This is a genomic window from Polaromonas sp. (genome assembly GCF_041689105.1).
Lineage (GTDB): Bacteria > Pseudomonadota > Gammaproteobacteria > Burkholderiales > Burkholderiaceae_C > Polaromonas.
On sequence record NZ_JBDNGU010000179.1, the window covers coordinates 1 to 4,982 of the forward strand.

The window sequence follows — 4,982 nt, forward strand, 5'->3', positions numbered from 1 at the left end:
AAAATATGGATCATGCGCAAGCACTACGAGCTGTTCCGAGCCAGCGAGAAGGCTTTTTAGGACTGTTTTGGTATGGTGCTTTCGATTGATGTCCAAACTGCACATGGGATCATCGATCACCACGATCCTCGTCGAGAGTTTGTTGTCAGCAAGCGTGCTCGCAACGAAGAATGCAAACGCCAGAGTTCGCTTGTCGCCCTCACTTAAAGCCGTTGCGAAAGATGGTGTTCCTGTTGAATTCCACCCAGAATTGACCCCTTAAGGGCAGATATTTTCATTGAAATTTGACCCCTGTTAGAAAGTCTGTGCATGCGTAGTTATGCACAGGAGACAGGAGTGATCAAAGTGGGAACATTAGCCAAGATAAGGCGTTTGTACTTTCGGGACAAACAGTCGATTAAAGAAATTTGCCGGCAAACGGGTATGTCCCGAAACACCGTCAGGTCGTGGCTTCGCGACCCCGAGATGGTCGAGCCCAAATACCCGGTACGCGTGGTCGTGAGCAAGCTAGACGCGTATACCGAGACTTTAAGTTTGTGGCTCAAAGCTGACAGTGGGCGCGGCAAGCGCGAGCGGCGCACCAAAGGTCAAATGTGGCAAGCGCTGTGTGAGTTGGGCTACACAGGCAGCTACGGCCGCGTCTGCGCATTTGCCCGGCTGTGGAAGATCCAGGAAGGACTGGCCACAGCCAAGGGCGCTTTCATTCCTTTGAAGTTCAAACAGGGCGAAGCCTTCCAGTTTGACTGGAGCACCGAGTACACCTTTATCGGCGGGATCAGGCGGCGCGTCGAGCTGGCCCACACCAAGCTGTGCGCCAGCCGCGCATTCTGGTTGACTGCCTACCCCGGCCAAGGCCATGAAATGCTGTTTGACGCGCACGCCAGAGCGTTTGAAGCTTTCGGCGGTGTACCGCAGCGCGGTATTTACGACAATATGAAGACGGCTGTTGATCGGGTGCTGGCAGGCAAGAAGCGCAAGATCAACGCCCGCTTTGAAGCCATGACGGGTCACTATTTGTTCGAGCCCGAGTTCTGTAATGTCGCCAGTGGCTGGGAGAAAGGCATCGTCGAGAAGAACGTACGCGACCGGCGCACAAGTATTTGGCACCGCGCCAAAGACAGGAGGTGGGCTGATTGGGCAGAACTCAACGCGTGGCTGGCAGAGCAAAGCAAGGCTGCATGGGCTGAGCTCAATCACCCGGAGTACCCGGCGATGAAGGTAGCCGACGCACTGCAAGACGAGCAAACCCAGCTGATGCCTGTACCGCGCCCCTTCGACGGCTATGTGGAATTGCTGGCGCGGGTCTCCAGCACCAGCCTGATTCATCTGGAGCGTAATCGCTACAGCGTTCCCACTGAGCACGCCAACAGTGTCGTCAGCCTGCGGATCTACCATGACCATATTGCCGCCGTGGCCGATGGCGTGCGGGTGGCAGCGCACCGGCGCTGCTTTGATCGCAGCCAAACCTTCTACGACTGGCAACACTACATCAGCCTGCTCGAACGCAAACCCGGCGGGCTGCGCAACGGCGCACCGTTTGAGACCATGCCTGCAGCATTCAAGCAGCTGCAAGCTATTCTTATGCGTAAATCTGGCGGTGATGCGGTCATGGCGCAAGTCCTGGCTGCCGTACCGGTGCACGGACTCGATGCGGTGCTGGTTGCAGCCGAGTTGGCGCTGGAGTCTGGCAAGCCCAGTGGCGAGCATGTCTTGAATGTGCTGGCTCGCCTTAAATGCACTATGCCAGCAGCCAACCTGGGCGAGGCCATGGCCGCTGAGCTGGCGCATCTGCCTTTGAAGCTGCGCATTGCGCCGACAGCCAATGTGGCCCGCTATGACGGCTTACGCCAGTCAATCACCCCATCTGCGGTAAATGAGGCCCAACTATGAGCGCGCAAATCATCACCCAGCTCAAGGTCCTCAAACTACACGGCATGGCAGCCAGCTTCCCCGAGGTTTGCGCCCAAGCGCGGCACACCGAGTTCAACCCTGAGAGCTTTATGCACCAGCTGATCCTCAGTGAGTCGGCAGAGCGCTCCGTCCGCTCGACTGCCTATCAGATGGGTGCAGCACGGTTTGCCGCGCACCGGGACCTGGCCGGCTTTGCGTTTACCGAGGCCAGCGTAGACGAGCTATTGGTGCGCAAACTGCATAGCGGACAGTTCACGCAAGAGGCACACAACGCGGTGTTTATTGGCGGGCCAGGCACCGGCAAGACGCACCTGGCCACGGCTATTGGCGTGGAAGCCATTCAAAAACATGGCAAGCGGGTGCGCTTCTTCTCCACCGTGGAACTGGTGAATGCACTCGAGCAGGAAAAAGTAAACGGCAAAGCTGGGCAGATTGCGCTCAAGCTGATGTACGTTGACCTAGTGATACTCGACGAGCTGGGCTACTTGCCGTTTAGCCAGGCTGGCGGCGCGTTGCTGTTTCACTTGCTGTCCAAACTCTATGAGCGCACCAGCGTTGTGATCACGACCAATCTGGGCTTTGCCGAATGGGCGCAAGTGTTTGGCGATGCGAAGATGACGACGGCGCTGCTGGACCGATTGACGCACCACTGTCACATCGTGGAGACGGGCAATCAGAGTTGGCGGTTTAAACAATCAAGCGCCAAATCAAAAATCGCTGCTGGGGTTGCAACAACAGCGAAGGGCGGCTCTCGCAGCAAGACATCCGCAACTACAAAAGGAGAAACGTCACCAGAACCTTCAACTGACCTAGACTTATCCACAGCCTCTTGAGCAGGGCTTTAAACTGCAATTAGTGGGGTCAACTTTAGATGAAAAAAGGGGGTCAACTTTGGATGGAAATCAACAGGCACCTCAGAGAGGGGCTGTTTGGCAATGGATTGCTGGCGGTCAAACACTGTCTTCATCCATGTCAGTGCCGCCAGCCAGACATTGCCACCGGCGCTGCTGCTGGCGAATTCCAAGGCGGTGGCCAGTGGGCGCAGGTTTTTGGTGCAGAGCCCGCTTTGCTTGTCCACGGCCTGCCAGCGTAAATCCATTTGGCTGACAGGCGTTTCTGTCAGAAGTTTGCCGGCCGAGCGCAGCGCATCTTCCGGCATGATGCGAAACGCCTTGTGGCGCACGGCTCCGAAGGGGGTGATGTCCGGGAGCGTGTCATCCACATACAGCAAGAGCAGCTCACCCACTCGTGGTGTAGCTTGTTGGCGCTCAACGTGAATTTTGGCGGCCTGCTGGGTGGCCTGCGCCTTGGTCTCATCTTCCAGTTGTCTGGTTTGGTAGCCAAAGGCTTCCACCACATTGTCTGTGAGCTGGCGGTAGCGTTGCCATGCGTAGCACAGAAGATACAGGTTGGTTTTGGCGGGCTTGAATCGCCGCAAGTCATAGACGGTGTAGAAGTTGGCCAGACTGGCGTAGTAAGCGATGTTGCGCTGAGAGACAGCAAGGCCTGGAAGCAGTTTTTTTGCAATCGCATACAAAGGCTTCAGTGTCAGGCGCTTTTGGCGTTCCACACCCATCTGGCGGTAGCGAAAACTCTTGGCATCTTGTTTCAGGGCAGCCAATTCCGTCAATGTGTTCTCATGGGCCAGCAGCAACTCCAGCGTTTGGCGTGCCTCATCGGTCATGGCGGCCTCGACCAATTGCTCCAGTCGCTCCCGCTCAGCACTGAGCGCATCTCTGATGATGGTTTGCAGCGTGGAGTAGCCCGGACGCACGATACGCTGCCCAATCAAAAAGACCATCAGTTCGGCCAACAAAAAGGTGGCCGTTACATCCGTACGTGCCAGCAATTTGGCTTTCTCTTGCAGTGTTGGCAAGTCGCTCGTGCAGTACATGCGGTAGCCAAAGAGTTGCGCAATTTTGTTGCGCTGTACATAGTATTCGCTGGTGTGCAGGGCGGCTTTTGCAAGTGTTTGTCCAGGAAAATACCGCTGCAAAATAAACTCGACGTCTTCGGACGCAATCTCATTGAGTGAGAATTGAAAAAATGCCTGCTTGGCTTTGAAGTAGCCGATTTGCAGCAGGCAATAGACTTGGGCTAGTAGACTTTTTCGCCCCAGCGCCAGGGCCAGTTCGGTCTCCGTCAGGGCAAAAAATTCAATGCGCTGGAAGTCGTCGAAGTGAGGGATGCCGTAGAGGGCTGTTTTTTCCGCATCTGACAGAATGGTCAGCCGCTCGTTGTTGTCGCCGCGCATGATCAATTCGATTCTACTTAAACGCCCGGTCCATCTCATCAATGCGTCGGCGCATGGGGGCGCGTCCGTAGATGGCGGTGGTGGTCTGAATGCTGGCGTGCCCCATCTGGGCCTGGATCACGTCCAGTGGCACCTCCTTGGCAATGGCTCTGGTGCCGAAGGTGTGCCGGAGCCAATGTGTCGAGGCCTGGCGCAATCGCAGCCGCTCGGAACTGGGCAACTCAGCCACATCAATGGCTTTGCCCAGCCAGGATTTGACGTGTTGGTATAGCGCCTGGTAGCCCACGCCCTGCATGGGATCAAGAAGACTGGCCAGTATGGGGGCTTGCGGCGCAGCGCATGTAATGTCACCCAAACCGCGCGCTTGCAAGTATGTGTTGAGGGCGTGCAGCGCCGCAGGTGGCAGGGCCACGATACGGTTCTTGGAGCCTTTGCCATGCACCTGCATGACCCAGCCCTCTTCTTCGTGCTGAACATCGGATAACTTCGCTGTCAACAATTCTGCGCTGCGCAGGCCCACGCTGGTGACAAACTGCACGATGAACAGCATGCGCTGGGCCGCAGGCTCGGGCAGCTTGCCTTGACAGAAAGTGATCACCTGACGCGTGGCCACCTCGCTGAGCGCCTTTGACTGCAGCACGCGCTCCTGGCGATCATCGCCGATTTTTTGGTTCACCAGCAACCATGGGTTCTGCGCGATGTAGCCACTGGCTTGGAGCCAGTGAAACATCGACACCACAATGGTGATGGCCTGGCGTACGCTGCGGGTGCTCAGCGGCCCGCGAAACGGCGCCCATCCAGGCGAGCCAGGTTGCGC

At 56.8% G+C, this 4,982-nt stretch carries 4 protein-coding genes and 1 pseudogene; 2 read left to right on the forward strand and 3 right to left on the reverse strand.

All coding sequences use genetic code 11. From position 1 onward, the window contains the following. Positions 1-204 (reverse strand): annotated as a pseudogene (locus ACESMT_RS18015) (AAA family ATPase); the annotation flags it as partial. A gap of 105 nt (positions 205-309) precedes the next feature. On the opposite strand from ACESMT_RS18015, the gene istA reads away from it, so the two are divergent. Both istA and istB read left to right on the forward strand, forming a co-directional pair. Then, on the forward strand, positions 310-1,890 hold the full coding sequence (gene istA, locus ACESMT_RS18020) for an IS21 family transposase (RefSeq protein WP_372827979.1): 1,581 nt from the start codon (positions 310-312) through the stop codon (positions 1,888-1,890). Continuing rightward, positions 1,887-2,744 (forward strand): IS21-like element helper ATPase IstB, encoded by an 858-nt coding sequence (istB, locus tag ACESMT_RS18025; RefSeq protein ID WP_372827980.1) that lies wholly within the window; start codon positions 1,887-1,889, stop codon positions 2,742-2,744. Before istA ends, istB begins: the two co-directional genes overlap by 4 nt. 8 nt (positions 2,745-2,752) lie before the next feature. On the opposite strand, the gene ACESMT_RS18030 is transcribed toward istB, so the two are convergent. Together ACESMT_RS18030 and ACESMT_RS18035 are read right to left on the reverse strand one after the other, a co-directional pair. Further along, positions 2,753-4,165, reverse strand: a complete 1,413-nt coding sequence (locus tag ACESMT_RS18030; RefSeq protein WP_372827981.1) for a DUF4158 domain-containing protein — start codon at positions 4,163-4,165, stop codon at positions 2,753-2,755. 13 nt (positions 4,166-4,178) lie between these two features. Next, positions 4,179-4,982: tyrosine-type recombinase/integrase (locus tag ACESMT_RS18035; RefSeq protein WP_372827982.1), on the reverse strand; the 804-nt coding region annotated here is incomplete at its 5' end.